Source organism: Arthrobacter sp. Marseille-P9274 (genome assembly GCF_946892675.1).
GTDB lineage: Bacteria > Actinomycetota > Actinomycetes > Actinomycetales > Micrococcaceae > Crystallibacter.
Genome location: NZ_CAMPOV010000003.1, coordinates 616,311 through 641,195, shown reverse-complemented (window position 1 = coordinate 641,195; position 24,885 = coordinate 616,311). Strand labels below are relative to the sequence as shown.

The window sequence follows — 24,885 nt, the reverse complement described above, 5'->3', positions numbered from 1 at the left end:
TCTGGGGCTGGCTCCCCGCACGGCCACAGACCCCTGCATCACTAGGGACATCACAGTTCGGCGGCCCGCGTAGCGGAGCGGGTCCTGCTGTGATTGAGTTGATAAATGGCCTCTCCGATCGAGGATTATGCGCTGCTGTCGGACCTGCATACCGCGGCGCTTGTGTCCCGGAACGGGAGCATGGACTGGCTGTGCTTCCCGCGTTTCGATTCCGACTCGACCTTCGGCGCGCTGCTCGGCACACCGGAGCATGGCCGCTGGTTGCTCGCCCCGGACGGCGCGCACGAAGGTACTACCGAACCGCTGGGCGCGGGTCCGGCCGGCAATGCGAGTGGCGGCACTCCGGAGGCGCCGGCAGAGAATGGGCAGAAACTGCCGGCGGACACGGCCGCCAGCGGCGCTGACACCTCGTCCCGCGATGCGGTTGCGGACGCCAAGGCCACCGAAGGGGGAACCGCCACCGAGCAGGTGTGGCACGATGCAGCCCAAGGAGGCTCCGGCGTCGTCAATCCCACCGGCGCGCCAAGCCACCAGGACAACACCAAAGATCCGCGCGAAGGCCACGGCCGCTCGGCACACTCGGAACGGAGCAGCGGCCGGGCCACCGGCGCGGATGACGCCGCCGAGGCCGAACGGAAGCGCCGCCGGGGAGCCCCCGTCGTCGTCGAACGCAGCTACCTGCAGTCCACCTTTGTGCTGCGCACCTGCTGGCAGACGGCCACCGGCGAGGCCACGATCACCGAGTTCATGCCCGTGGGAGACCGCCGCGCTTCCGTGGTGCGGCGGGTGGAATGCACTTCCGGCCACGTCACCATCCACCAGGAGATCGTGGTCCGCTTCGGCTATGGCGAGGCGGTGCCATGGGTCTACCGCGTGAACGACGAGGACACGGGCGCCGAATCCATCGTCGCCATGGCCGGGCCGGACGCCGTGGTGCTGCACGGTTCCAAGCTGCCGGTGGCGGAGGACCGCCGGCACCGCGGCGACTTCACCCTCCAGGCGGGCGAGGTCGCGGACTTTGAGCTGTGCTGGTTCCCGTCGCACCGCAAGGTCCCGGCGATGTGCAACGTGGACCAGCAGCTCAAAGACAGCGTGGCCTACTGGCGCGACTGGTGCTCGCGCTTCCCGCCGCAGGGCGAGTACCACGAGATGGTCAAGCGCTCGCTGCTGGTGCTGCGCGCGATGACGCATGAGAGTACCGGCGGGATCGTGGCCGCGCCCACCACCTCGCTCCCGGAACAGTTCGGCGGCGAGCGGAACTGGGACTACCGCTTTGTATGGCTGCGGGATGCTGCGCTGACGCTGGAATCCATGATGACGCACGGCTACGAGCGGGAGGCGCTGGAATGGCGCAACTGGCTGCTGCGGGCCGTCGCCGGGGATCCGGAGGACCTGCAGATCATGTACGGGCTGGCCGGCGAGCGGCTGCTGATCGAGCGCGAGCTCGGCCAGTTCCCGGGCTACCTGGATTCCAAACCGGTCCGCATGGGCAACGGCGCCATGTGCCAGTACCAGGGCGACGTGATCGGCGAGGTCATGGTGGTCCTGGAGAAGCTCCGCAACCTCGGCGAGCGGGAGGACCACTTCTCCTGGCCGCTGCAGAAGTCGTTGCTGCATTACACCGAGAAGCACTTCTTCGACCATGACCACGGGATCTGGGAGATGCGCGGGGAGAAGAAGTACTTCACGCACTCCCGCGTGATGATGTGGGCGGCCTTCGACCGCGGCGTCCGCGCCGTGCGGGACCACGGCTTGGACGGCGAGGACGACCACTGGGCACGGCAGCGCGACGAGCTGCGCGAGGAAATCATGGAGCACGGCTTCAATAAGGAGATCAACTCGTTCACGCAGTCCTACGGGTCCAGCGAGGTGGACGCGTCCCTCCTGGTGCTGGCGCAGGTGGGTTTCGTGAAGTACGACGACGACCTCATGCTGGGCACCGTGGCGCGTCTTGAGCAGGAGCTAATGGATGATTCGGGGCTGCTGAGGCGTTACCGCACCGAGGCAGGCATGGACGGCCTGTCGCCGGGCGAGTACCCCTTCCTGGCGTGCTCGTTCTGGCTCGTGGAGCAGTATGCGCAGACCGGGCGCATCGAGGATGCGCGCAAGCTGATGGACCAGCTGGTGGGATACGCGAACGAACTGGGGCTGCTCTCGGAGGAGTATGACACGGCCAACGAGCGGATGGCCGGCAACTACCCGCAGGCGTTCTCGCACCTGGCCCTGATCCGGGCGGCTGACGCGATTAACGGGCACGCGCAGCAGGCCTTGTAGCGCGACTAGGCTGGAGGGGTGAAAATCCTGCAGTCTCCGGCGGTCAAGGTGGGCCTGTCCATCTCCATAGCTACCGGCCTCTACGGGATCTCCTTCGGCGCCCTCTCGGTGGCCTCCGGCCTGGACCTCTGGCAGACCATGGCGCTGAGCCTGCTGCTGTTCAGCGGCGGATCCCAGTTCGCCTTCATCGGCGTGGTCAGCGGAGGCGGCACAGGCCTTGCCGCGATGAGCGCCTCCGCCCTGCTGGGCATCCGCAACGGGATCTACGGCATGCAGATGAACGCCTTGGTGGGCCCGCGCGGCTGGCGCAAGCTGCCGGCGGCCCATGTCACCATCGACGAATCCACAGCCACCGCGTCCGGCCAGGTCGACCCGCTCGAACAGCGACGCGGCTTCTGGACCGCAGGCGTGGGCATCTTCCTGCTCTGGAATGTCTTCACCGTGGTTGGTGCGCTCGCCGGCAACGCGCTGGGCGACCCGAAGGCGTGGGGCCTGGACGGGGCCGCCGTCGCGGCGTTCCTGGCCCTGCTCTGGCCCCGGCTCAAGGGCAAGGAGCCGGCGGCCATCGCCGTCGTCTGCGCCCTGGCCACCCTGCTGGCCGTGCCGTTCGTGCCCAGCGGGGTTCCGATCCTGGTGGCAGCCGCCGTCGCGGCGGCGGTCGGCTGGTTCGCCCACAGGCCCGTTCCGGAAGGGCTGGCGCCGGACATCGAGCCCTACGCGGAGCCGTACTCCGAGCACGACGGCGCCCACATGGTCCTGCCCGACGCGGACGCCCGCCGGGGACCGGACCGCCCGACGGAGAGGGGAGAAGCATGAGCCTCTGGTTCTGGATCCTCGCGGCCTGCGTGATCTCCTACGCCACCAAGTTCGCCGGCTACCTGGTGCCGGCCAAGTGGATGAAGAACGAGCGGATGTCCCGCATCGCCGCCACGCTGACCATCGGCCTGCTCGCCTCGCTCACCATGGTCAACGCCTTTTCCAGCGGCCAGCAGCTCACTCTCGATGCGCGGGTCGGAGCCCTGCTCGCCGCCGCCGCCGCGCTCCTGCTGCGCGCCCCGTTCCTCGTCGTCGTTATTGCCGGCGCCGCGGCGGCCGCCCTGCTCCGGCTCGCCGGATGGGGCTAGGGGCCCCGGCACGCCTACTGGGTCCCGTGTAGGCTGGCTGGCGTGACGCAGCAACAGCAGAAGGCCGCGGCATGAGCGCGCGGCGGGACCGGTTCCGGGAAATCATGGAAACCCTGAGCTCCCAGGGGCTGGGCGTCGCGCTGGGCTATCTGGGCCTGGACCGGCATTTTCCGTTCGACGGTTATGCGCCGTTCACCCGGCACCCGCTGCGGGACCGGGCGGCCCTGCCGGAACGGGTCCGGCTGACGCTGGAACGGCTCGGTGCCGTCTACATCAAATTCGGGCAGATCATGTCCACCCGGTCGGACATCCTGCCGCCGGAGTATGCGGCCGAACTCGGCAAGCTTCAGGACGGTTCCCCGCCCGTGCCTGCAGCGGACATCAGGGCCGTCATCGCGGACGAACTGAGCGGGGCCGGGAACCTGCTGGCCGGCCTGCAGGAAGCCCCGCTGGCCACCGGCTCCATCGGCCAGGCGCACGCGGCACGGCTTGGCGGAACGGAAGTCGTTGTCAAGGTGCGGCGCCCCGGCGTCGTCGAGCAGGTCAACCTGGATCTGGAAATCATGGCGGAACTGGCCAAGCGCGCGGAGCAGGCCTCCGCCGCGGCGGCCGACTACCGCGTGTCCGATTTCGTCGACGAGTTTTCGCAGACGCTGCGGGCCGAGCTGGACTACCTGCAGGAGGCGCACAACGCCGAACAGTTCGCGGAAAACTTCGCCAGCGACAGCCGCGTCCACATCCCCAAGGTTTTCGAGGAGGCCACGACCTCGCGGGTGCTGACCTTGGAACGCATCAGCGGAATCAAGATCAACGACGTCCGGGCCTTGGAGGAGGCCGGGCACGATCCGCGCATGCTGGCCGGGCAGGCCGCCGGCGTGCTGCTCAAAATGGTCTTCGAGGACGGCTTCTTCCACGCCGACCCGCATCCGGGCAACTTCTTCATCGAAGCGGACGGCCGGCTGGGCATCATCGATTTCGGGATGGTCGGGCGGATCTCGGACACGCTCAAGGCGCGGCTCGTGAAGATGCTGCTTGCCGTCGTCGAACAGGACGCGCCGCGGCTGACCGAGGCGCTGGTGCAGATGTGCGGGACTTCGTCTACCCGGAACGCCCCGGGGCTGGAAGCGGACATCGCGCGGATGCTGCACCGCTACGCGGGCCGGCCGGTCGCGGAGATTCCGGTGGTGCCGATCATCACCCAAGTGGTCGGCCTGCTGCGCCAGCACCATTTGAGGCTGCCCCGGGAGACCGCGCTGCTGCTGAAAATGCTGATCATGGCGGACGGGCTGGGCAAGCAATTGGACCCCGGATTCGAGATCATGGCGGAGGTGGAGCCGTTCGCCCGCAGGGTCGTGCTCGAATCCTTCACCCCGGCCGCCATCGCCGAGCGGCTGAAGCAGCTGGGCACGGACGCGCTCCGGCTCGGCGCGGATGCACCCGCGCTGGTGCGGCGGGCGGCGGAGCTGCTGGAGCGCGGCGGGATCGACGTCCACCTGCGGACCTCCGAGCTGGACTCGATCGCCGCCCGGCTGGAGCGCTCGGGCAACCGCATTGTCGCCGGGCTTCTCGCCGCCGCGCTGATCAACGCGATCGGCGAACTCGTGGCAGGCCAGCCGGCGCAGTGGCGCAACTGGCCGAAGGCGCTCTTCAGTGCGGGAATCGGCGGAGTGGGAGCCCTCGGCGGCTATCTCGTCTGGTCCTCGCGCCGCCGGCCCTGACCCCCCGAAGACCGGCCGGAATCCTTGACAGCTGTGAAAAGCTAGGGGAATGACCGCCGGAGACACCCGACCGCCGACCTTCCAAGGCCCGAGGGACCCCGGAGACGCCTGGGCGGTCGGCCCGGACGGCACGCGGATGTGGGGCCTGTTCGGCTCAGCCGGACTGCTCGCCGTGGACCGGGACCGCGGCGTGCTGCTCCAGCACCGCGCCACGTGGAGCCACTTCGGCGGAACCTGGGGCATCCCCGGTGGAGCGCGGCACGAAGGCGAGTCCGCGGTGGCCGCGGCGCTGCGCGAGTCGCACGAGGAGGCCGGCGTTCCCGCCGAAGCCCTCGAACCGCTCTTCACCCGGGTCCTGGACCTAGGATTCTGGACCTATACGACGGCGGTGGCCTGGACCACGCGCGGATTCGAACCTGAGGTGCGGGACGCAGAGAGCCTCGACCTGGCCTGGGTGCCCGTCGACGAGGTGGACAGGCTGCCGCTCCACCCGCACTTCGGCGAGGCCTGGCCGCTGCTCAGATCCATGATCCCGCACCGCCCCGCGCTCGTCGTGGACGCCGCCAACGTCGTCGGTTCCCGGCCGGACGGCTGGTGGAAGGACCGCGCCGGAGCCGCATCCCGGCTGCTGGAAGCCCTCGCCCCGGCGGTTGCCGAAGGCCTGCCCGCCGGGCTGCTCGGGATGGACGCGCACACCGCCTGGCCGCACACCGTCGTCGTCCTCGAAGGCGCCGCGAAGGCAGCCGCGGGCACGACGGCGCCCCGCCTGGAAGTCGCCCGCGCCGGCGGGGCGGGGGATGACGAGATCGTGGCCCGCGTGGAATCCCTTGTGCAGAACGACGGCGGCGCTCCCGTCACGGTGGCAACGTCCGACCGCGGGCTGCGGCAGCGGGTGGAGGAGCTGGGCGCGCGCAGCATCGGCGCCGGCGCCCTGCGGGACGCCCTGGATTCCCGCCGCTGAGCAGGCGCCCCGGCCCCGCCGTGCGGCCGCCCTCCGGCCCTGCGTCGAGACCGCCGCCCGGCCCCGAAACAACGCGTCGAAATCTGGGCTGAACTGCTCTTGACGTCGCTGTCGGGCGGCGGGATCGTGGGGTGGTCACGAGGAGGAGATCGACATGAAAGAGAAGCGCTGGTCGGTGGATATCGTCATCGACGAACACGAAGGCCGCACCCGGGCCGAAGCCAGGCTGCAGGCCGAGGCGGCGACGCTGAAGGGCACGGGCCTGGCCCGGCTCAATCCCAACGATCCCGACGTTCCCGAGATCGGCGACGAGCTGGCCACCGCGCGGGCGCTGGCGGACCTGGCGCACCAGCTGATCGAGGTCACGGCCGCGGACATCGAAAAGGTGACCAAGTCGCCGTCGGACATTAAAGCCTGACGGCCGCCTGGCGTCCGCTGACCCGCCCCGGCGAACACGCCGCGGCGGCTAGAGTTCGACGCCCTCCGGCAGCTCGGCCTCGTCGAACTTCTGCCGTTCGCACTCCTCGGCCAGCGCGGGGTAGGTCTCGGCGATCAGGTCGAGGATCCGCCGCCGGACCACCAGGTACGCCTCGCCCACCCCGACGACCCCCTTGAACGCCCGCAGCTCGGTCTCGTAGGACGTCTGCTGATGCCGCAGGTAGTTCACGGTGAGCCGGTCCAGCCGGTGCTTCACGGTCTTCATGCTGGCGGGGGACTGGCTGCGCTTCAGGCGCGCGTTGAAATGCTCAATCGCCTTCTGCTGCACCACCGGCCACGGCTCCGGATCGATCCGCAGCGGCAGCGCCTCCGCGACGGCCACCGCCTCCTTCTTCTTGGCCAGGGCCCGTTCCCGTGCGGCAATCTGCCGGGTCCGCGAGGCCTCCTTGGCCTTCTGGAACTCGGGCGTCGCCTCGACCTGCAGCACGCGGTCCAGCGCGTACAGCTTCATCGGCGCAGCCTTGCGGGAGAACGGGTTGCGGGCCAGCTTGTCCGGCTCGGGGAGGAACGTCTTGATGTGCGTCTCCGTCCATCCCCGGTCCTTCTTCAGGTCGCCGGCGATGAGCATGCCCTCGCTGCCGGCCGGTTTCGGACGTGGCGGATGGTGCTTGCCTCGGGCCAAGGGGTGTTCCTCCGGTGCTGGTATGAGGTGTCGGTGTGGAAGGGCCGGACAAGTCTATCCGGAGCCGCCGGAGGCCCGTCGACGAAAACCCCTTGCCTAGGCGGGCGCCGGGATCCGGATGAACAGCGGGTCCATCGGCTGGCCGGCGGGGTACTGGTCGTTGAAGGTCTCGGATCCCGCGGCGGACAGCGCGGTCTGCACGCCTTCCCAGAGTCGGCCGCCCTCGGCGTCGACGGGGGAGTCCGGCGCCGCCTGCAGGGTGGCCAGCGGATAGCGGGTGTCGACGCCGGGCTCGCCGATGGTCAGGACGGCACCGTCCGCGGTGAACTCCACCCACGGGTCAAGCAGCTGGACGAACATCATGCCGTAGTGCCCGCTGAGCCGGACGTCGCCGCGGAAGCGCAGCACGCCCGTACGGGTGGCGGCGTCGAAGCTGCCGCCGGCCGGCTGGAAGTTGAAGAGGCTGCCTTCGACGATCTCGGCTCCGTCGGTCGCGGAGACCTGGGCGTCGGGCAGGCCGGAGAGGTAGCGGACGAAGCTGCGCTTGATGCCCCAGGTGAGGCCCAGCGGCGGCAGCGCGGGAGGGTCTGCGTCGGCGTGAAGGTTCACGGCTGGCTCATTCATGGTCGTGCTCCGGTGGGTCGAATTCTCTTGCAGACGAGCCTATCGGCACACACGGGCGCCCGCGCACGCAACCCGGCCTCCGGCGTCGTACTCCTTAACCTGCCGGCCCGGCAGCGGGAACACCGCGCCGGGCCGGCGTGCGTGCGGCGGGATGCGCAGCACGCTGGGCGTCTGCCGCGTCAGTCGGCGATCTTCGCAACAAGCCGGCCGATGACCTCGCCGCGCTTGAGTTTCTCGATTCCCTCCGGAATGCCTTCGAAGTCGATCTCGGTGATGGTCGGATGCAGCTTGCCGGTGGCGAAGAAGTCGTAGACGCCCTGGACGTCTTCCTTGGTGCCGCCCTGCGAGCCGATGAGGGTGACCTCGGACAGGATCAGGGTCTTGGTGCTGATGGTGGATTCGAGCCGGCCCATCCCCACCTGGACCACGCGGCCGCCGCGGCGGACCGTCTCGATGGCTTGGGCGGTGGTGGTGCCGAAGCCGGCGAAGTCAACGATGACGTCCAGGCCGATCTCCTTGAACTCGGTGATGGACTTGGCGACCGCGGTGGCCCCGACTTCCTTGGCCTGGTCCCAGACCTTCTCGTTGACCTCGGCCACGTACACTTCGGCGCCGGCCAGCACGGCCACACGGGCGCCGATGGAACCGAGTCCGCCGAAACCGATAATGCCGACCTTGTCGCCGGCCTTTACCTGGCCGTTGGCGATGACTGCATGGTGGCTGGTCATGCCGGCGTCCGTGCCTGCGGCGCCCTGGGCGAACGAGACGTTGTCAGGGATGCGGACCAGCGCTTCCTGGTCGATGGCGGCCTTGGAGGAGAAGCCTCCGTCGAAGGAGTACCCGGGTGCGCCGACGGAGGTGGTCGGGCAGAAGCCCACGCGGTCGCCGACCTTCCAGTCCGTGACGCCGTCGCCGACTTCGGTGATGACGCCGGCTACTTCGTGGCCCAAGGTGATCGGGCGCTTGGCCAGGGTGGAGAGCCAGCCTTCGTCCTCCAGCATGCCGACATCCGAGTGGCACAGGCCCGCGGCCTTGATATCGATGACTACGCCACCGGGTGCGGCGGTGGGCTCATCGACTTCATTGAGTACCAGCGGTTCGTGGGTGTTGGTGAACTGCCATGCCTTCATTGTTGGTCCTCCTTGACCGCGTTGCTGCGATGGGCGCGCCTCGGGATCGAGGCGCTGTTTGACGGCCGCGGGTTTCGGCCTTCCCCACCCAATCTAGTTTTCCCGGGGGCAAATTTCTATACATATGCATGTATGTTCCGTCACCCTGCAGGCGCCCCGCCGCCCTGAAGTTCTGCCGCGCCTCATTGCAGGGAGCTGACGACGGCGGCGGTCGCCTCGGCGATGACCTGTTCTTCGTCCGTGGGCACCACGAGCACGGGGATGGCGGAGTCCGCCGCGCTGATGGTGCAGGCCTCCCGGGGGTCGTCCGCGGCGGTGTTGGCGGCGGGATCCAGGCGGATGCCGAGCATGCCGAGTCGGTCCACGGTCAGGGCGCGGAATCTTGCCGAATGTTCGCCGACGCCGGCGGTGAAGACCAGGGCGCCGGCGCCGCCGCAGGCCACATGGTAGGCGCCGATGTACTTGGCCAGCCGGTAACTCGCCACCGCCAGCGCCATCTGGGCGCGGCCGTTGCCCTCTTCGGCGGCCTTCACGATACGGCGCATGTCGTTGCTGCCGGCCAGCGCCTTCAGGCCGCTCTCCTGGTTGAGCAGCTCCTGCAGCCGGTCGGCGCCGTAGCCCTCGCGCTGCAGGAAGAGCAGCAGCCCGGGGTCCAGGTCGCCGGGCCGGGTGCCCATCACCAGCCCCTCGAGCGGGGTGAAGCCCATGGACGTGTCCACGCTTCGGCCGCCGCTGATGGCCGTGGCGGAGGCGCCGTTGCCCACGTGCGCGACCACGGCGTCGAACTCCTCCAGCGGCGTGCCGAGCGCCCGCGCCGCCTCGCGGGTGACGTATTCGAAGCTGCTGCCGTGGAAGCCGTAGCGGCGCAGGCCGTACTTCTCCTGCAGCTCGCCCGGCACCGCGTAGCGCCAGGCATGCTCGGGCAGCGTGGCATGGAAGACCGTGTCGAACACCGCCACCTGCGGCAGGCCGGGCCACTTCCTGGCGGCGGCGCGGATGCCCTCGGCGTTGGGCGGATTGTGCAGGGGCGCCAGCGGGGCGAGGTCTTCGATGGCGCGCAGCACGTCCTCGTCGATCAGTTGGTGCCTCTCGAAGCGGCCGCCGCCGTGGACCACGCGGTGCCCGACCGCGTCGAACTCCACCCGGCCGAGGCCGTCTTCCAGCTTCTCCACCATGGCGTCCAGCGCCTGGCCATGGTCGCGGACATCGCCCTCGCCGATCTGCTCGATGGTGCCTTCGGCCAGGACGTCGCCGCCCGGATCGCCGGAGCCCGCCGGGTGCATCCGGCGCACCTGGTACTTCAGCGACGAGGACCCGGAGTTGATGATGAGGATGAGCATAAGAGCGGCCTCCTGTAGGGGACGGTGCCGGTGCGCGGCAGGTGCCAAGACCATCCTGCACGATGTGACGGACCGTGTAGGCAAACCTGTTGCCCCGCGCGGGCGCTATGCCAGACTGGGCACATGCTTGTAGCCTTCTCAGTCGCCCCGTCCGGTCCGCCCGCCACCGGCCCCGCGCCGGCCAATGCCTCGGTGCATGACGCCGTGGCTGCTGCTGTGAAGGTGGTCCGCGAGTCCGGCCTGCCGAACCACACGGACTCGATGTTCACTACGATCGAGGGCGAGTGGGACGAGGTGATGGACGTGGTGCGCCGCGCCACGGAGGCCGTGGGGCACTACGGCGAACGGGTCTCGCTGGTGCTGAAGGCGGACATCCGGCCGGGCTACTACGGCGAGCTCACCGGCAAGGTTGAACGGCTGGAAGCGGCCATCGAAAGGCGGGACGGCAAATGAGCGTGTCGGAAGAGAACTGGCTGGCGGTTGACCGCTTCCTGACGGACACCCTGGTGGGCGAGGACGACGTCCTGGCCGCGGCCAAGGAAGCCAGCTCGAAGGGCGGCCTGCCGCAGATCGAGGTCTCGGCCCCGCAGGGCAAGCTGCTGATGCTGCTGGCCAAGCTGACCGGGGCGCGCAAGGTGCTGGAGATCGGCACGCTCGGCGCGTACAGCACCACCTGGCTGGCCCGCGGCCTGCCGGAGGACGGCGAGATCATCACCTGCGAGTTCGAGGCGAAGCACGCGGAGGTGGCGCAGAAGAACCTGGAGCGCGCCGGCCTGGCCGCCAAGGTCAGCATCCAGGTGGGCGCGGCGCTGGACACGCTGCCCCGGCTCGCGGCGGACGGGGCCGGTCCCTTCGACCTGGTCTTCATCGACGCGGACAAGGTGAACAACGCCAACTACGTCGAGTGGGCGCTCAAGCTCACCCGGCCGGGCAGCCTGATCGTGCTGGACAACGTGGTCCGCGGCGGCGGCGTGCTGGACAGCGGCGAGGGGGACGACGACGACGCGGCGGCCGTGCGCGGGACCCGGGCCGCGCTGGAGCTGCTCGGCTCCGACGAGCGACTGGAGGCCACGGCGGTGCAGACCCTCGGGTCCAAGGGGTGGGACGGCTTCGCTCTCGCCCGGGTGAAATAGCACCTGCACGGCCGGGCCCTCGGCGCCGGCAGCGCGAGGCCCCCGGCGCCGAGGGGCCGGTGGAGGGCCGCTACGAAATCTCCTCCGGGACGGCCGAGCTGGTCCGGGACTTCGACGGTGGCGATGCCTGGCTGCTGAAGATCAACGGCGTCCAGTCCTCGCACATCGTCATCGGCGAGCCCGAGCGGCTCGATTTCGAGTACATGCGGTGGATGGCCGCGCTGGTCGAGTCCACGTGGGACCGGGAGGCGCCGCTGCGCGCGCTGCACCTGGGCGGCGGCGCCTGCTCGATGGCCCGCTACCTCGCCGCGTGCTACCCGCGGGCCCGGCAGGTCGTCGTCGAAATCGATGCGAAGCTCGCGGAGCTGGTGCGCCACTGGTTCGACATCCCGAAGGCTCCGCTGGTGCGCATCCGCGTGGGCGAAGCCCGCGAGGTCACCGAGAGCCTGAGCCCGGGTAGCCGCGACCTGATCATCCGGGACGTATTCGCCGGCAGCCGCACGCCGGAACCGCTGACCACGCTGCAGTTTACGGAGGCGGCCCGGCGGGTCCTGGCCCCGGGCGGGATCTACCTGGTCAACTGTGGAGACGCTCCCACGCTGCAGCGGGCCCGGGCCGAGGCGGCTACGATCGGCCGGGTCTTCCCGCACCAGGTCATCATCGCGGACCCGCCGATGCTCAAGGGCCGGCGCTACGGGAACGTGATTATCGCCGGCAGCGACGTCCCGCTGGGACAGGATCCGCAGCTGGTCCGCCGGCTGCTGGGCGGAGCCGTCCCGGCGACCCTGTGGCAGGAAGATGACGTGGCCGGTTTTGCCCACGGGTCAATAGTGCTCGAAGACTGGACCCCACCGTCGACCGCGACTTAGAATCGTTTCACCGGGGTAGATAGCCGCACATGGGAAGTGTGGCTATGATTTAGAACAAACGGTCGGAAATGGCCGTCATTGGACCCGAACGCGTTCCCTACGGGGGGCGCTCTTCGGAGGCAGCACAGGACAAAATCGGCTTCGACACTATGGATGGTGGCTGGAGCGACTGTGCATGCTAACCGGACCTGGTCCGGTGCCGGAGGCCGGGAGCTATCAGCCTAATCCCCCCAAGTTAGGCTCAGCTCCCGGCTCCGGTCTTTAACGGTGCGGCGGCTAGATCATCCCCAGCGCCTGCTCGATCGGCCCGATGGCGAAGTACAGCACAAACGCCGCGGCGACGCCCCACATCAGCGGGTGGACCTGCTTGGCGCGTCCCTGGAACGTCCGGATCAGCACGTAAGCGACGAATCCGGCGCCCAGCCCGTTGGCGATCGAATAGGTGAACGGCATGAGCGTGAACGTCAGGAAGGACGGGATCGCCACGCCCCAGTCCGTCCAGTCGATCTTGCCGACCTGGCTTACCATCATGAAACCGACGACGACGAGGGCCGGCGCCACGGCCTCGAACGGCACCAGGTAGATCAGCGGAGTGAAGAACATCGCGATGACGAAGAGCAGTCCGGTCACGACGCTGGCCAGCCCGGTGCGAGCGCCCTCGCCGATGCCCGCGCCGGATTCCACGTAGATTTGGTTGGAGGAGACGGACGCCCCGCCGCCGGCAATCGCGCCCGCCGCGTCCACCAGCAGCACCCGGTCCACGCGCGGAAGATTGCCGTCCTTGTCGGTTAATCCCGCCTCGTTAGCCAGGCCAACCATGGTGCCCATGGCATCGAAGAAGATGCTGAGCAGGATCGCGAAGGCCAGCAGGCTGGCGGCGGTGACGCCCAGATTTCCGAAGGCGCCGAAGAGGTTCACCTGCCCGATGAGGCTCAGGTCCGGCGCGGCCCAGGCCGGCAGGCTCGGCGTGACCAGGGACCAGCCGGTCGGCACGCCCGCGCCCTGCGAGCCCGGGTGCGCCACGGCCTCCACGATCAGCGCGAAGACGGTGGCGGCCACGATCCCGATCAGGATGGCGCCCTTAACCTTGCGCACCAAGAGCGCGATTGTCAGCACCAGGCCGAACACGAACACCAGCGTCGGCCAGCCCACCAGCTTGCCGTCGAAGCCCAGTCCGACCGGGACGGTAGTGCCGGCGACATCCGGGATGCGGCGCACGAAGCCGGCATTGACCAGGCCGATCAGCGCGATGAACATGCCGATGCCCACCACGATGGCCGTTTTCAGGCTCGCCGGGACGGCCTTGAACACCGCCGTCCGGAAGCCGGTGAGCACGAGGATGAACATCGTGATGCCGGAGAGCACGACGAGGCCCATCACGTCTGGCCAGCCCAGTCCCGGGTTGCTCGCCACGGTCACGGCGATGAACGCGTTGACGCCCAGGCCGGTGGCCAGTGCGAAGGGGTACTTGGACCAGACACCCATGATGATGGTAAGCACGCCGGCCACCAGCGCGGTGACTGCGGCGACCCGGGCCCCGCCGAGCTCGTCGCCGTTGCCGTCCGCGCCGCCGAGGATCAGCGGGTTCAGCACCACGATGTAGCTCATGGCGAAGAAGGTGGCGAGACCGCCGCGGATTTCGCGCGAGAAGTTGGAGCCCCGCCGGGTGATCTCGAAGTAGTGGTCGATCTTGGCGGGTACGCCGGACCTGTGGCGCACCGTTCCCTGTAGGGGCATCGGAGGTGTTCCTTCACAGTGGTTGGGGGTTGGAAGTTCCCCTGAATCTTAACCCTCGTCGTAGGCTGGAGGCGTGATGAAGAGTATTCCGGCTGCCGCCCGGTACCTGCTGGCAGCGCTCCTGGCTGCCGCCCTCGTGCTTTTTCCTGCTGCCGCCGCACAGGCGCATGACGAGCTGGCGGGCCATGCCCCGGAACAGGGCGAAAGACTGGACAAGATGCCCGACGGCGTCACGCTCGACTTCACGGGAGTTCCCGTCGCGCTGGGTTCCGTGGTGCAGATCATGGACAGCTCCGGCACCGACTGGGCCGAGGGCGATGTGCAGATCCTGGACAAGCGCGTCACCCAGCCGGTCAAGGACGGCGCCCCGGCCGGCAGCTACACCGTCAACTGGCGCGTGGTCTCCTCCGACTCGCATCCGATCGAGGGAACCTTCGGGTTCACCGTGGGCGCGGGCAGCACTCCCGGACCCTCGACCGCTCCGGGCGCGGGTGCGGGCACGCCCCAGCCGCTGGAGACCGGCGAAGCGAATCCGGTCAAGGAACCGGGTACCGAGGTGGCCGGCCAGTCCGTGCCGTGGAGCGTGGTCGCCATGGCCGCCGTGCTGGTGGTGCTCGCGGTCGTTATCGGGGTGATGGCCAAGCGCCGCCTGGGCCGCGACGAGGAGTAGCGGGGCTCAGGCCAGCAGCAGGCGGCCGCCGGCGATCGAGTCGCTGACCACCTTGGCCTGCCGGATGATCTCCCGCGTGCTCGGCGCCAGCAGTTCCGTCACGCCCACCAGGTAGATGCCGAGCGCCTTCAGCGAGGCCACGATGTCCAGCCCCGAGGAGATGCCGGCGCTGCGCAGGAAGCGGCGCACCTGGTTCTGCGGGCAGTCGGTGATGACCAGCGAATCGGCCCGCAGCACGCCCAGTTCCGTCTGGATCACCCACTGGCTGCCGGCGCCGCCGCGCTTGACGCTCCGGGCCACCGTGCTGTGCCGCACGTCAAGGGCGTGGCTGGAGGCGTAGCCGCGCAGCAGCCGCAGCAGCTCGGAGCGTTCCGTGATGGCGGCCGAGTCGGGTACGCCGGCCCGCCGGCGGGGAGCCCGCCCCATCCCCTCGAGCACGACCGACGGAATCCCGTGGCGGCTGAGTTCACTGGCGACGGCGAGGCCGGGCAGACCGGCTCCTATGACCACCGTGGTGGTGGACTCGATTGGTGCTTCTGCTGCAGACACAGCAAACACCGTACAACGTCCGCGCGGTCTTCCCAACCGTGCGGGACGTGGGAAGACCGTGTCCGCGGCAGTAAGCTGAAAGTACTTGGCGACGCAGCCATTGCCCATACTCGAGGGAGGCGGAAGCAATGACAGAAGCAACATCCGGTGGTGCCCGCGGCAACCTGGAACGCCGAGGAATCGTGGTGGGGGTCGACGGCTCGGACCAGAGTTACTGCGCCCTCGCCTGGGCCGCCCGCGAGGCCCGCCAGCGCCGCGTCCCGCTTCATGTCGTTACCGCCTACACCGTGCCCGTCTTCGCCGCCTCCAGCATGGATGCCGGCTACGCGACACTCGATGACGCCGTGATCCGCGAAGGGGCGGAGGCGGTACTCGAGCAGGCCGTGGCCAGGGTCAGGGGAACGGACGTCGAGGTCCTCGGCAGCGTCGAGACCGGGGACGCAGCCGGCGTGCTGCTCGAACTGTCCGAGCAGGCCGAACTGGTGGTGGTGGGCACCCGCGGCCGCGGCGGATTCATGGGCCGCCTGCTGGGTTCCGTCAGCAGCGCCGTCCCCGCCCACGCCAAGTGTCCCTCCGTGACGATCCCGCTGTCCTGTGCGTCCCGGCTCGAGGGCGTGGACATCGAACCGCCCAAAACCAGGGAAGCCCCGGTGCGCCCGGAGGACGTCGAGAAGGTTGTGCTGGTCGGCGTCGACGGTTCGGAGCAGGCCCGCGCGGCTACGCTCGTGGCCGCCGAGCAGGCCGCCCGCTGGGGCCTGCCGCTGCGTGTTGTCTGCGCGCTGCCGCCGTTCACCGGATCGCTGGCCTGGGTGCCGGCACCGCTGGACCGCGAGGCCCTCTACGCAGACATCCAGGCACAACTCGATGCGGGCGTCGCCTGGCTCTCCAGCCATTTCCCGCGGCTGCAGATCACCGGCGAAGTCCAGGACGGGGCGCCGGTGGAACTGCTGATCGAAGCAACCGGCAAGGCCGAACTGCTGGTCATGGGCACGCGCGGCCGCGGAGGCTTCGCCGGCATGCTGCTCGGCTCCACCAGCCAGGGAGTGCTCCACCACGCCCGCGGCCCGGTCATGGTGGTCCCGGACGTGCACGATTCCCGGCTGGAGGACCGCAAGAAGTTCGGCTCGCTGCCGGACGAGGCCTGACCCCGGAAGCCAGGGCTTCCACGGGCCGGGCCTGCGGAAGCCCTAGCTCCAGCGCGCGCCGAACGTGTGCAGGGTCCCGTACATGTAGCCGATCGGCGTGACCCGCAGGCCGTCGTTCGGGTTCATCGCGTGCACCACCTGGCCGTTGCCGAGGTAGATCGCCACGTGCCAGAAGTTGCCCTCCGTGCCCCAGAAGACCAGGTCGCCGGCCTGCAGCTGGGATAGCGGAACCTTGTGCGGTGCCTGCGTGTACTGGGCCGTCGCCGTGCGCGGAATCCACTGGCCGGCCGCGCCGAAGGCCTGCTGGGTCAGCCCGGAGCAGTCGAAGCCCCACGGCCCGTTGCCGGCCCACTGGTAGAAGGACTTCTTGTTGCTGGCCTTGCCGACGGCGTAGTTGATCGCCGTCTGCGCCAGCGAGTAGTTCAGGGCTGGTGCCGGAGCCGGCTTCGGCGTCACGACGGGCTGGGGCTTCGGCGCCGGCTTCGGTGCAGGAGCAGGGGCTGGAGCCGGAGCGGGCTCCGGCTCGGGTGCGGGCGGAGCCGGCGGGGGAGCGGGCCGGGAACTCGGCTGCGCCGCCGGGGTGGCCGGCCGCGCGGGAGCGGCGGGAGCTGGAGGTGCGGGCGCGGGTGCGGCAGCCGGCCGCGACGGTGCGGTCTGCACGGGTGTGATGTCCCGGCTGGCGGGGACCACGGCGGCCGGCACAGCGGCCGGCGCAGCGGGCTGCGCCGGGGAGGCCGACGCCTGCGGGGCTGCTGCGGCCTGCCGCTCGGACTCCTCGATCAGCGCCTGCAGCTTCCTTTCGCGCTCGGCGTCTTCCAGCGCCGCGATCCGACGGTCCTCTTCCTTGACGCTGGTCTCGCGCAACTCGGCCAGATGCTCTAGTAGGCCCCGACGCTGGTCCTCCTGCCGCGCCACCAGCTCCGCCTGGGCATCGCTGGCGGCTTTGGCGCTGGATTCAGCCGCGCTGGCCGCCACGGAAGCGTCGTCGGCGGCCTCCTCCGCGCGGGAGACATAGAGTTCCCATTCCGCCCAAAGCGATGCCGCCTGGGCGGCGGAATCCAGGGTCTGCGAGCGGTTCGCGGCGAGGGCGTCCATGGTGGAAGCCCGGTACAGCACGTCGTCGGCGTTGCTGCTGTCCAGAATCGACGTCACCACGGGATTGACCCCGCCGTTGCGATAGAGCTCGCCGGCCAGCTGGCCGACCTGGCCTTTCACGGATTCGAAGTATTCGGCGGCCTGACGGGCCTTCCCGCGGGCGTCGGCGAGTTCATCCCGGCGCTCCTGCTGCTCAAGCAGGGCGACGCTGTAGGTGTTCTGCAGTTCGGTGGCCTCGAAGCGGGCCGACTCCAGGTCGGCGGTGGCGGTCCGAAGCTGCTCCTCGATCCGGTCGACCAGTGCCTGGGTCGTCTTGGCATCGCCCTTCGCCGCGTCGATCTCCCGCGCGCTTGGCGCCGACGGCTGTAGCGGAATGCCCAGGCCAGCAGTCGAGACCACCGGGAGCCGGCCAGCGGGGGCGGCCAGCGCTGCGGGCAGCTGGGCGGCGGAGAGAATGACGACGGCGGTCGCCACCGCGGCGGCGGCACGCACCGTCGTCGTACGTCGCCAGGCGGAGCACGGCGTGCGGGAAGACAGCCTCATCAAAGTCCTTACGCGAGCGTGGAATGCACGCGCTCCCCCCAAAGGAGCCGACGGTTACGGAACCGGACCGGCCGGACCGCGCCGCAGGGCGCTGGCAGGAGGCCGGACTGCACTCACAACTCTCTGAGGATATGCATCAACTGTCACATTGGCAACAATCGTCCCTCTGGCACCGTAAATAACATCTGTGTACTTTTGTCGCATTTGTTGCGGCGTGTCGGAATCCGGCGTCTCGGGACGCCGAGCCGGCGGATAGGCGGCCGCTTAGTCGTGGTGGCGCAGCTCGTGGTTGGCGTGCGAGACGGGTTCGACCTGGAAGGTGCAGTGGTCGGTGTCGAAGTGGCTGCCCATGCAGGCTGACAGCCGGTCCAGCACATGGTCGATGCCTTCGGCGTGCAGCGTCTCGTCCTCGACCACGACATGCGCCGAGAAGACCGGCACGCCGGAGGTGATGGTCCAGATGTGGATGTCGTGGACGTCGACCACGCCCTCGGCCGACATGATGTGCTCGCGGACCTGCGCCACATCCACGTTCTCCGGGGTTGCCTCGAGCAGCACGTTCACCACGTCGCGCAGCAGGCTCCATGCCCGCGGCAGGATCAGCACCGCTATCAGCACGGAGGCCACGGTGTCCGCCTGGGTATAGCCAGTCACCGCGATCACCACGCCGGCGGCGATCACCGCCACCGAGCCGAGGAGGTCCCCGAGCACCTCCAGGTAGGCGCCGCGGACATTGAGGCTCTCCTTCCGGCCGCCCTGCAGGATCAGCAGGCAGACCAGGTTGGCCACCGCGCCGGCGGTGGCCGCCAGCAGCATCGTTCCGGTCTGGATCTCCGGGGTCTGGCCCAGGCGCCGAATCGCCTCGGTGAATATAACGACGGCGATCACCACCAGCACCACCGCGTTGAGCAGCGCGGCCAGGACCTCGGCCCGCTGGTAGCCGTAGGTGCGCTTGTCCGTCGGCGGCTGCGTGGCGATCCAGGCCGCCATCAGCGCTATGAAGACGCCCGCCGCGTCGGAGAGCATGTGGCCCGCATCGGCCAACAGCGCCAAGGAGCCCGAGAGCAGGGCGCCGGCGACCTGGACCACCACCACGCCGAGTGTGATGCAGACGACCCAGACGAGTTTGCGGCGGTGCCGTCCCGTGGCCGTGCCCTGGGCGTGCCCGTGAATGCCGTGGCTGTGTCCGTGTCCCATGGTCAGCCCCAGCCCAGCTCGTGCAGCCGCTCGTCCGCGATGCCGAAGTGGTGGGCCACCTCGTGGATTACGGTGACCAGGACCTCGTGGACGACTTCCTCGCGTGACTCGCACATCCGCAGGATCGGACCGCGGAAGACGGTGATCCGGTCCGGCAGCGAGCCGGCTTCCCACCAGTGGTCCCGCTCGGTCAGTGGCGTTCCCTCGTAGAGGCCCAGGAGCTCCGTCTCCGGGTCCTCCCAAGCCTGCGGCTCGTACTCCTCTTGCACGAAGATGCCCACGTTCGTCATCTCGCGCGCGATCTCTTCCGGGATGCGGTCAATCGCGTCGTTGACTGCATCCTCGAATTCCGGCAGCGGCATGTCGATGGGCACATTCAAGACTCTACCGGCCGCCCCGCCGCCGTTTTTTGCCCGTTTTGGCATTTTGCTCCGGTAGGCCCTATAGTTTTAGAGTCCACAGCGGGAAACGCCAATGTGGTCCTAGAAGCCCCCATCGTCTAGCGGCCTAGGACACCGCCCTTTCACGGCGGCGGCACGGGTTCGAATCCCGTTGGGGGTACGCAGGAAGCCATCCGGCTCCGGCAGGAGGAAGTGGTAAAAACCGCTCCGAAAGCCTGATAGGATGGATGCTTGTAAAAACGAGGCCCTGTAGCGCAGTTGGTTAGCGCGCCGCCCTGTCACGGCGGAGGTCGCGGGTTCAAGTCCCGTCAGGGTCGCTGAAGGTTTCCGGACGCGGTTCGGAAGCCTCGGTGATCATCGGCAGATGTTCCCAGGCTCTGTAGCTCAGTTGGTAGAGCGTTCGACTGAAAATCGAAAGGTCACCGGATCGACGCCGGTCGGAGCCACACTTTGAGAAGGTCCCCGCCTCTATGAGGCGGGGACCTTTTTCGTGCCGGCCCTTTTCCTGTAGTCCGGGGTTGTTATCCGGCAATCCGCACTGAAACGTTCCCATGTAGTTCCCAGCCTTCGGCAGTAGCCTGTTGGGGTGGTGGAAAGGGAAAATTCGGGGAGATCGCGCCTGAACCGCCCCCTCTCGTTTGCCGCGGTAGCGCTGGCCGCAGCCGGGATGCTGGCCCTGTCGGCATGCACCGGAGCGGAGAATACGAGCGCGGGCGAAGTAGCAAGCCAGGCGTCGCAGCCGGCCGGAACTCCGGGCTCGGACGTACCTTCGGTGTTGCCGGAGGGGAAGACCCTGCAGCCGGAGGGTGGAACGGCGAATTCTGCGACCCAGATACCGGCTAAAGACGACGGCGAGCAGTGGGGTTCCTACGCGTCGGCTACCGAGGCGTGTGCCGCACTCGCGGGGGGCGTCGCGGTGATCACCCTCGCACCACTGAACCTGTTCTCCGGCGTGGATGAAGAGCAACTGCAGGATCTGGAAGCCGAGGTCCGCGAGCTGGCGAAGGACGCGCCGGCGGAACTGCGCGAGCCGCTGGGGGAGGTGCGGGCCGAAATCGGCAAGCACGACGGGCTGGAAGAATTCGATTACGAGGCGTTCCAGGATGCGCTCGAACCCCTGGACGACTGGCTGGATACCCACTGCAGCTTCTGAGGCCGCCCGCCGCCGTCGTACATTGGCATTAGGCTTGCAGCAGACGACAGTCGCGGGAGGTTCGTACCCCGCCAGGCGAAGTGGAGACCAGATGGAGGACCGGAAGCTTCCGGCGGGAGGACCGCCGGCTTACCGTCCGGCCGTGGGCGGTACCGTACCAGCGGACCCGACGGCCCCGGCAGCTACAGCACGCACCGGGGCGACGGCCAGCACGGCAGCCGCCGCGGCCGTTGCCCCCGAGCCCGGTCTCGCCGTCGATACTTCCCTCGATGCGGGCACCCCGGCGGCGCCCGGCCGGACCACCATCTCCGATACCGCGGTCGCGAAGGTCGCCGCCGTGGCCGCCCGCAACGTCCAGGGGGTGTACGCGCTCGGCACTGGCACGGCGCGTGCCCTCAGCGCGCTGCGGGACGCGGTCGGCGGCAGCGACATCGGGCAGGGAGTCCGCGTCGAGGTCGGCCAGACCCAGGTCGCCGTGGACATCAACCTCGTGGCGGTGTACGGCGTGCCGCTGCAGCAGCTGGCCAACAAGGTGCGCGCCGCGGTCTATGCGGCCGTGGAGGAGTTCGTCGGGCTGGACGTCATTGAGGTCAATGTCGAAATCAACGACGTGCACGTGCCCGGGCTGGGGGACGCCCGGTCGGTGACGGACAGGCCCGCACGGGAGGCAAGCCAGCCATGAGCTACACCGCAATCGGAATGGCGGCGGGCGCGGCCCTGGCCTGGGCCGCGCTGGTCTACGGTTTCTGGGGCTTCCTGCTGATGGCCGTGTTCCTGCTCATCGGCGGCCTGCTTGGCCGGGTGGCCGAGGGCAAACTGGACCTGCGCAGCGTGCGGGATGCGCTGACCGGACGCCGTTCCTCTTCATGACCGCCGCGGACACCGGCCGCAGGACGACGTTCTCCGGCCACAACCGGGTCAGCACCCAGGCGCTCACCAGTACCGCCCAGGGCGTGGCGTCCGAGGTGCTGGGGGTTGCCCCGGACCTTGTCCGGGCCGTGTGGCGCGATGACCGCGGCGCGCTGGCCCTGTCGCTGGCGCTGCCGATCGGCATTCCTTCGCTCGACCGGGTGCTGCACGATCCGCTGCTGGTCGACCGCTTCGGGGGCTCGGTCTGGGAGCGCGTGCATGCAGCCAGGGGCGAGATCCTGGCCCGGATAGCGGAGCTGACCGGCTCGGCGCTGAGCCGCGTGGACATCCGCGTGACCGGAGCCCGGATCCAGGACGGAGGACGGGTACGGTGACGCAGGCCCACTACGAAGAGGTGCCTCAGGAGCAGGCCGCACCCGAGCGGTTCCGGGACCGGCTTACCGCCCGCGAACTGCACAGCTCCCGGGCGGCCGCGTCCATCGTCGCCGCAGTGCTGGTGGGCGGCCTCTGCCTGGTCGTCCTCCTGGAGGCACTGCTCAAGGCCGTCGGGCAACCGTACTGGCTGGTGGATCCCCGGGATGCCGCGGCGTGGGTGCACCAGCTGCCTGGGAACGTCCAGCCGCTCATCCTCGGTACGTCCGGGCTCCTGCTCCTGTTCGTCGGGCTGGTCTTTTTCCTCAAGGCGGTGCTTCCGGGCCGGCTGCACCGGCACCGGATCCCCAGCCGACGCGGCATCGTGGTGGCCGACAGTGAAGTCATCGCCTCCTCCCTGGCCCGGCGTGCCCGAACCGCGGCCAACGTCTCGCGCGAACAGGTCCTGGTCACCGTCTCCCGGAACCTGGTGGAGGTGCAGCTGCGCCCCACCTCCGGAATGCCCGTCGATGAAGCGCTGGTGCAGGGCGTGGTCGAAGACGAACTGCTCCGGACCCGGATCGAGCCGATGCCCGAGGTCCGGGTCCACGTCTCCAGCTCGGGGGTGGTGGGCCAGTGAACCAAACCCCGCGGACGCTCAATCGGATCCTGCTGGCGATCATCGGCCTGGCGCTGGCGCTCGCAGGCGGCCTGGCCGTGGCCCTCGCGGCCGTGCCCGGGCTGTCCGGCTGGTGGCGACTCACCACGGAACGCGCCGGCGCCGCCGTCGAGAGTCTCCTGGTCGCCACCACGCTGCCGGGCCAGCGCGACAGCTGGCTCTGGATCGTCCTCGCGCTGGCGACGCTGCTGGTGCTGCTCGGGATGATCGTGTGGATTGCGCAGCAGGGCAGGGGCCGGGCCAGCACCTTGGCCGCGGACGACGTCGACGACGGGGGCCCCGGCTCGGTGGCCCTGAGCGGCGCGCTGGCGGAGCAGGCGCTCAGGGGTGCCCTGGCCGAGCGCACGGACATCGTGCATGCGACGGTCGCGACCTACGAATACCGTGGCATGCCCGGCCTTCGGGTCAAGGTGCTGCCGCGCAAGGGGGTGGCGCCGCAGGTCCTGGCCGAGCAGATCTCCGACCAGATCGAGGCACTGGAGCTGGTGCTCGGCCGGCAAATTCCCGTGGTGGTCAGCATCGGCGCCAGCGCCCGCACCCGGCTCGGCCGCGGCGACCGCGTGCACTGAGTCCCGCCGCACGTACCTTTATCCGGCCGCGGGTTGCTGAATCGTTTTTGTGATTCGGGTCACGATTGTGTATCGATGGTCCTCGGGCGCGGCCAGCCCCTTGTCGGCGACGAGCGTAAACGTTTACGTTGGCGCTACTCGATGCCTAACCGGGGGCACGGGTCCGCCCTGTGCGGACGCCCGAGCCGCCTGACCAAGGGGGAACACCATGGGAATTTCTCGCACCAAGAGGGGGGTCCTGCCGCTGGCCGCGGTCAGCGCGCTGACCCTGGCACTCTCCGCCTGCGGCGGCAGCGGATCCAATGAAGGCCAAGGCGGCAGCGAGGCCGCCGCGGACTGCGCCGCCTACGAAAGCTACGGGACGTTCGACTCCAAGGAGGTCAGCGTCTACTCGACCATCACCGACCTGGAGGCCGAGCGGCTGGAGGATTCCTGGGTGGACTTCGAGGCGTGCACCGGCGTCGACGTGGTCTACGAGGGGTCCAACGAATTCGAGACGCAGATTGGCGTGCGCGCCAAGGCCGGCAATCCGCCGGACATCGCGATCATCCCGCAGCCGGGCCTGCTGTCCCAGCACGCCAAGGCCGGCTACCTGAAGCCCGCGCCGGCCGAGGTCGAAGCACTCGTCGACGAGAACTGGTCGGAGGACTGGAAGAGCTACGGCACCGTGGACGGCACCTTCTACGCTGCGCCGATGCTGGCCAGCGTCAAGGGCTACATCTGGTACGTGCCGGCCACCTTCAAGGAGAAGGGCTGGGAGGTTCCGAAGACCTGGGACGAGATGATGGCCCTGACCAAGACCATCGCCGACGAGGGCAGCATGAAGCCCTGGTGCGCCGGATTCGAGGCCGGTGAGGCCACCGGCTGGGCGGGCACCGACTGGATCGAAGACGTGGTGCTGCGGCAGGCCGGCCCGGAGGTCTACGACCAGTGGATCAACCACGAGATTCCGTTCAATGACCCGCAGATCGCGAAGGCCTTCGACGCCGTCGGTTCCATCGTGAAGAACGAGGACTATGTCAACGGCGGCTTCGGCGACACCCGCTCCATCCTGTCCACCACCGTGGAAGAGGGCGGCCAGCCCGTCCTCGACGGCAGCTGCGCCATGCACCACCAGGCGACCTTCCAGGCCGCCAACTGGCCGGACGGCACCAACGTGGCCGAGGACGGCGACGTGTGGGCGTTCATTACCCCGGGCCAGGAGGCAGGAGCCGGAGCGATCACCGGCGGCGGCGAATTCGTGGCAGCCTATGCTGACCGCGACGAGGTGAAGGCCTTCCAGCAGTACATGGCCTCGGCCGACTTCGCCAACAACCGGGTCCGGCAGGGCGCGGCGATCAGCGCGAACAAGGGCCTGGATGCCTCGTTGGCGCAGAACCCGCTGGACAAGCAGTCGATTGAGCTGCTGCAGGACGAGAACACGGTGTTCAGGTTCGACGCCTCCGACCTGATGCCCGGCGCCGTCGGCGCCAACTCCTTCTGGGGCGGCATCGTCGAATGGATCAACGGTGCCTCCACCGAACAGGTGCTGGACTCGATCGAATCCAGCTGGCCCAAAGAGTAGCCGCTGACGAGTGCGGCCGGTCCGGTTCCCGTGCGGGACCGGGCCGGCCCCCGTCGTCGTTAGCTGCCG

General features: G+C 69.1%; 27 protein-coding genes and 3 tRNA genes. 21 read left to right on the top strand and 9 right to left on the bottom strand.

Going from position 1 to position 24,885, the window contains the following annotated elements; genetic code table 11:
* The first annotated feature begins 105 nt into the window (after window positions 1-105).
* From OC550_RS20230 to OC550_RS20205, 6 genes are all read left to right on the top strand, one after another.
* Complete coding sequence (locus tag OC550_RS20230; protein WP_262107725.1) at window positions 106-2,274, top strand: glycoside hydrolase family 15 protein; 2,169 nt, start codon at window positions 106-108, stop codon at window positions 2,272-2,274.
* Window positions 2,275-2,292: 18 nt separating this feature from the next.
* Window positions 2,293-3,090, top strand: a complete 798-nt coding sequence (locus OC550_RS20225; RefSeq protein ID WP_262107724.1) for an AzlC family ABC transporter permease — start codon at window positions 2,293-2,295, stop codon at window positions 3,088-3,090.
* Window positions 3,087-3,398, top strand: a complete 312-nt coding sequence (locus OC550_RS20220; protein WP_262107723.1) for an AzlD domain-containing protein — start codon at window positions 3,087-3,089, stop codon at window positions 3,396-3,398. The genes OC550_RS20225 and OC550_RS20220 overlap by 4 nt, the downstream gene beginning before the upstream one ends.
* Window positions 3,399-3,469: 71 nt before the next feature.
* Complete coding sequence (locus OC550_RS20215; protein ID WP_262107722.1) at window positions 3,470-5,116, top strand: AarF/ABC1/UbiB kinase family protein; 1,647 nt, start codon at window positions 3,470-3,472, stop codon at window positions 5,114-5,116.
* A gap of 49 nt (window positions 5,117-5,165) precedes the next feature.
* Complete coding sequence (locus OC550_RS20210; RefSeq protein ID WP_262107721.1) at window positions 5,166-6,077, top strand: NUDIX domain-containing protein; 912 nt, start codon at window positions 5,166-5,168, stop codon at window positions 6,075-6,077.
* 154 nt (window positions 6,078-6,231) lie between these two features.
* Window positions 6,232-6,495 carry a DUF1876 domain-containing protein gene (locus tag OC550_RS20205; protein ID WP_262107720.1) on the top strand — a complete coding sequence of 88 codons (264 nt, stop codon included), beginning with the start codon at window positions 6,232-6,234 and terminating at the stop codon, window positions 6,493-6,495.
* 48 nt (window positions 6,496-6,543) lie between these two features.
* Here OC550_RS20205 and OC550_RS20200 read toward each other — a convergent pair whose 3' ends face one another.
* From OC550_RS20200 to OC550_RS20185, 4 genes are all read right to left on the bottom strand, one after another.
* On the bottom strand, window positions 6,544-7,197 hold the full coding sequence (locus OC550_RS20200) for a hypothetical protein (protein ID WP_262107719.1): 654 nt from the start codon (window positions 7,195-7,197) through the stop codon (window positions 6,544-6,546).
* A 96-nt stretch (window positions 7,198-7,293) separates the two neighbouring features.
* Entirely contained in the window at window positions 7,294-7,821 is a 528-nt protein-coding gene (locus tag OC550_RS20195; protein ID WP_262107718.1) for an HtaA domain-containing protein, read from the bottom strand.
* 179 nt (window positions 7,822-8,000) lie between these two features.
* Entirely contained in the window at window positions 8,001-8,951 is a 951-nt protein-coding gene (locus OC550_RS20190; protein ID WP_262107717.1) for a zinc-binding dehydrogenase, read from the bottom strand.
* 182 nt (window positions 8,952-9,133) lie between these two features.
* Complete coding sequence (locus OC550_RS20185) at window positions 9,134-10,291, bottom strand: acetate/propionate family kinase (protein WP_262107716.1); 1,158 nt, start codon at window positions 10,289-10,291, stop codon at window positions 9,134-9,136.
* Window positions 10,292-10,414: 123 nt separating this feature from the next.
* Here OC550_RS20185 and OC550_RS20180 point away from each other — a divergent pair, with 123 nt between their 5' ends.
* Genes OC550_RS20180 through OC550_RS20170 form a run of 3 tightly spaced genes read left to right on the top strand, consistent with a single transcriptional unit; the run spans window position 10,415 to window position 12,293 of the window.
* The gene (locus OC550_RS20180) at window positions 10,415-10,744 is read left to right on the top strand and encodes a thiamine-binding protein (RefSeq protein ID WP_262107715.1); all 330 of its coding nucleotides are present in this window, start codon (window positions 10,415-10,417) and stop codon (window positions 10,742-10,744) included.
* Window positions 10,741-11,424 (top strand): O-methyltransferase, encoded by a 684-nt coding sequence (locus OC550_RS20175; protein ID WP_262107714.1) that lies wholly within the window; start codon window positions 10,741-10,743, stop codon window positions 11,422-11,424. Before OC550_RS20180 ends, OC550_RS20175 begins: the two co-directional genes overlap by 4 nt.
* Entirely contained in the window at window positions 11,421-12,293 is an 873-nt protein-coding gene (locus OC550_RS20170; protein WP_262107787.1) for a spermidine synthase, read from the top strand. Before OC550_RS20175 ends, OC550_RS20170 begins: the two co-directional genes overlap by 4 nt.
* Before the next feature lie 276 nt (window positions 12,294-12,569).
* Here OC550_RS20170 and OC550_RS20165 read toward each other — a convergent pair whose 3' ends face one another.
* On the bottom strand, window positions 12,570-14,030 hold the full coding sequence (locus OC550_RS20165; RefSeq protein ID WP_262107713.1) for an NCS2 family permease: 1,461 nt from the start codon (window positions 14,028-14,030) through the stop codon (window positions 12,570-12,572).
* Window positions 14,031-14,106: 76 nt separating this feature from the next.
* On the opposite strand from OC550_RS20165, the gene OC550_RS20160 reads away from it, so the two are divergent.
* Window positions 14,107-14,700, top strand: a complete 594-nt coding sequence (locus OC550_RS20160) for a copper resistance CopC family protein (RefSeq protein WP_262107786.1) — start codon at window positions 14,107-14,109, stop codon at window positions 14,698-14,700.
* Window positions 14,701-14,706: 6 nt separating this feature from the next.
* Here the strand turns inward: OC550_RS20160 and OC550_RS20155 are convergent, their stop codons facing one another.
* Entirely contained in the window at window positions 14,707-15,249 is a 543-nt protein-coding gene (locus OC550_RS20155; RefSeq protein ID WP_262107712.1) for an FAD-dependent monooxygenase, read from the bottom strand.
* Window positions 15,250-15,377: 128 nt separating this feature from the next.
* Here OC550_RS20155 and OC550_RS20150 point away from each other — a divergent pair, with 128 nt between their 5' ends.
* A complete protein-coding gene (locus OC550_RS20150; RefSeq protein WP_262107711.1) occupies window positions 15,378-16,394 on the top strand; it encodes a universal stress protein in 1,017 nt (338 codons plus the stop codon).
* A gap of 42 nt (window positions 16,395-16,436) precedes the next feature.
* On the opposite strand, the gene OC550_RS20145 is transcribed toward OC550_RS20150, so the two are convergent.
* The 3 genes from OC550_RS20145 to OC550_RS20135 all read right to left on the bottom strand — a co-directional run bounded on the left by OC550_RS20145 (window position 16,437) and on the right by OC550_RS20135 (window position 19,591).
* Window positions 16,437-18,032 (bottom strand): NlpC/P60 family protein, encoded by a 1,596-nt coding sequence (locus OC550_RS20145; RefSeq protein WP_262107710.1) that lies wholly within the window; start codon window positions 18,030-18,032, stop codon window positions 16,437-16,439.
* A 264-nt stretch (window positions 18,033-18,296) separates the two neighbouring features.
* Window positions 18,297-19,229 (bottom strand): cation diffusion facilitator family transporter, encoded by a 933-nt coding sequence (locus OC550_RS20140; RefSeq protein ID WP_262107709.1) that lies wholly within the window; start codon window positions 19,227-19,229, stop codon window positions 18,297-18,299.
* Window positions 19,230-19,231: 2 nt separating this feature from the next.
* Complete coding sequence (locus OC550_RS20135) at window positions 19,232-19,591, bottom strand: metallopeptidase family protein (protein ID WP_262107785.1); 360 nt, start codon at window positions 19,589-19,591, stop codon at window positions 19,232-19,234.
* Window positions 19,592-19,717: 126 nt separating this feature from the next.
* Here OC550_RS20135 and OC550_RS20130 point away from each other — a divergent pair.
* The 10 genes from OC550_RS20130 (at window position 19,718) to OC550_RS20085 (ending at window position 24,816) form a co-directional block, all read left to right on the top strand.
* Window positions 19,718-19,790, top strand: a tRNA-Glu gene (locus OC550_RS20130).
* A gap of 83 nt (window positions 19,791-19,873) precedes the next feature.
* Window positions 19,874-19,947 (top strand) — tRNA-Asp (locus tag OC550_RS20125).
* Window positions 19,948-20,003: 56 nt separating this feature from the next.
* Window positions 20,004-20,076 (top strand) — tRNA-Phe (locus tag OC550_RS20120).
* 140 nt (window positions 20,077-20,216) lie between these two features.
* On the top strand, window positions 20,217-20,783 hold the full coding sequence (locus OC550_RS20115) for a hypothetical protein (RefSeq protein ID WP_262107708.1): 567 nt from the start codon (window positions 20,217-20,219) through the stop codon (window positions 20,781-20,783).
* A 142-nt stretch (window positions 20,784-20,925) separates the two neighbouring features.
* Entirely contained in the window at window positions 20,926-21,465 is a 540-nt protein-coding gene (locus OC550_RS20110; protein ID WP_262107707.1) for an Asp23/Gls24 family envelope stress response protein, read from the top strand.
* Window positions 21,462-21,653 carry a DUF2273 domain-containing protein gene (locus OC550_RS20105; RefSeq protein WP_262107706.1) on the top strand — a complete coding sequence of 64 codons (192 nt, stop codon included), beginning with the start codon at window positions 21,462-21,464 and terminating at the stop codon, window positions 21,651-21,653. The genes OC550_RS20110 and OC550_RS20105 overlap by 4 nt, the downstream gene beginning before the upstream one ends.
* Window positions 21,650-22,027 carry a hypothetical protein gene (locus OC550_RS20100; protein WP_262107705.1) on the top strand — a complete coding sequence of 126 codons (378 nt, stop codon included), beginning with the start codon at window positions 21,650-21,652 and terminating at the stop codon, window positions 22,025-22,027. Before OC550_RS20105 ends, OC550_RS20100 begins: the two co-directional genes overlap by 4 nt.
* Window positions 22,024-22,644 carry a hypothetical protein gene (locus tag OC550_RS20095; protein ID WP_262107704.1) on the top strand — a complete coding sequence of 207 codons (621 nt, stop codon included), beginning with the start codon at window positions 22,024-22,026 and terminating at the stop codon, window positions 22,642-22,644. The genes OC550_RS20100 and OC550_RS20095 overlap by 4 nt, the downstream gene beginning before the upstream one ends.
* Window positions 22,641-23,252, top strand: a complete 612-nt coding sequence (locus OC550_RS20090; protein WP_262107703.1) for a hypothetical protein — start codon at window positions 22,641-22,643, stop codon at window positions 23,250-23,252. The genes OC550_RS20095 and OC550_RS20090 overlap by 4 nt, the downstream gene beginning before the upstream one ends.
* Window positions 23,253-23,460: 208 nt before the next feature.
* Window positions 23,461-24,816: an ABC transporter substrate-binding protein gene (locus OC550_RS20085; protein WP_262107702.1), complete on the top strand. Its 1,356-nt coding sequence runs from the start codon at window positions 23,461-23,463 to the stop codon at window positions 24,814-24,816.
* Window positions 24,817-24,885 lie beyond the last annotated feature (69 nt).

Coding starts and splice junctions, on each gene's coding strand:
- OC550_RS20230 (WP_262107725.1), top strand. CDS start 106: ATGGCCTCTCCGATCGAGGATTATGCGCTGCTGTCGGACCTGCATACC.
- OC550_RS20220 (WP_262107723.1), top strand. CDS start 3,087: ATGAGCCTCTGGTTCTGGATCCTCGCGGCCTGCGTGATCTCCTACGCC.
- OC550_RS20215 (WP_262107722.1), top strand. CDS start 3,470: ATGAGCGCGCGGCGGGACCGGTTCCGGGAAATCATGGAAACCCTGAGC.
- OC550_RS20210 (WP_262107721.1), top strand. CDS start 5,166: ATGACCGCCGGAGACACCCGACCGCCGACCTTCCAAGGCCCGAGGGAC.
- OC550_RS20205 (WP_262107720.1), top strand. CDS start 6,232: ATGAAAGAGAAGCGCTGGTCGGTGGATATCGTCATCGACGAACACGAA.
- OC550_RS20195 (WP_262107718.1), bottom strand. CDS start 7,821: ATGAATGAGCCAGCCGTGAACCTTCACGCCGACGCAGACCCTCCCGCG.
- OC550_RS20190 (WP_262107717.1), bottom strand. CDS start 8,951: ATGAAGGCATGGCAGTTCACCAACACCCACGAACCGCTGGTACTCAAT.
- OC550_RS20185 (WP_262107716.1), bottom strand. CDS start 10,291: ATGCTCATCCTCATCATCAACTCCGGGTCCTCGTCGCTGAAGTACCAG.
- OC550_RS20180 (WP_262107715.1), top strand. CDS start 10,415: ATGCTTGTAGCCTTCTCAGTCGCCCCGTCCGGTCCGCCCGCCACCGGC.
- OC550_RS20175 (WP_262107714.1), top strand. CDS start 10,741: ATGAGCGTGTCGGAAGAGAACTGGCTGGCGGTTGACCGCTTCCTGACG.
- OC550_RS20165 (WP_262107713.1), bottom strand. CDS start 14,030: ATGCCCCTACAGGGAACGGTGCGCCACAGGTCCGGCGTACCCGCCAAG.
- OC550_RS20160 (WP_262107786.1), top strand. CDS start 14,107: ATGAAGAGTATTCCGGCTGCCGCCCGGTACCTGCTGGCAGCGCTCCTG.
- OC550_RS20150 (WP_262107711.1), top strand. CDS start 15,378: ATGACAGAAGCAACATCCGGTGGTGCCCGCGGCAACCTGGAACGCCGA.
- OC550_RS20145 (WP_262107710.1), bottom strand. CDS start 18,032: ATGAGGCTGTCTTCCCGCACGCCGTGCTCCGCCTGGCGACGTACGACG.
- OC550_RS20140 (WP_262107709.1), bottom strand. CDS start 19,229: ATGGGACACGGACACAGCCACGGCATTCACGGGCACGCCCAGGGCACG.
- OC550_RS20135 (WP_262107785.1), bottom strand. CDS start 19,591: ATGCCGCTGCCGGAATTCGAGGATGCAGTCAACGACGCGATTGACCGC.
- OC550_RS20105 (WP_262107706.1), top strand. CDS start 21,462: ATGAGCTACACCGCAATCGGAATGGCGGCGGGCGCGGCCCTGGCCTGG.
- OC550_RS20100 (WP_262107705.1), top strand. CDS start 21,650: ATGACCGCCGCGGACACCGGCCGCAGGACGACGTTCTCCGGCCACAAC.
- OC550_RS20085 (WP_262107702.1), top strand. CDS start 23,461: ATGGGAATTTCTCGCACCAAGAGGGGGGTCCTGCCGCTGGCCGCGGTC.